This is a genomic window from Pedococcus sp. P1_H8 (genome assembly GCF_056405175.1).
The window spans coordinates 1-486 of sequence record NZ_JBFUCP010000178.1 but is presented as its reverse complement, the minus strand read 5'-3'; the positions used below and the strand labels follow the sequence as shown (position 1 = coordinate 486).

Sequence of the window (486 nt, the reverse complement as noted above, 5' to 3'; positions counted from 1 at the left end):
GGTTCACGCCCAGGTTGCCCGGCACCAGCGCGCCGTCCATCACGTACAGGCCGGGGTGCCCGTGCAGTCGGCCGTGGTTGTCGGTGGCCTTGTTCAGGATGGCGCCGCCGAGGGGGTGGTACGTGAGGTTGTCGCCCCACGTCTTGTACCCGCCGAACATGTCGGTGCGGTAGATCGTGCCTTCCTTCTGGTTGATCTTGTCGAAGATCCGCTTCGCCATGTTGATGGCGGGCTGGTTCTGCGAGGTCTGCCAGGACAGCCCGACCTTGCCGGTCGACGCGTTGTACTGGAACTGCGCGCGTTCCGGGTTCTTGGTGATCGACAGGTACAGGCTGATGAACAGGTCGGCGCCCGCGGGGAAGGGAGCGATCTCCGCGAACGCCGGTCCCCCGGCGTCGTCCCAGTTGTCGATGCCCATGGTGGGGATCGATGCCTGCTTGGTGCCCGTTGCGTCCCACAGGTGGTTGGCCCGGCCGACCATGACGT

General features: G+C 65.8%; 1 protein-coding gene. It reads right to left on the bottom strand.

Translation table 11 applies throughout. The features are described 5' to 3' along the window. Positions 1–486: GMC oxidoreductase (locus tag AC1DYG_RS19475; RefSeq protein WP_477641502.1), on the bottom strand; the 486-nt coding region annotated here is incomplete at both ends.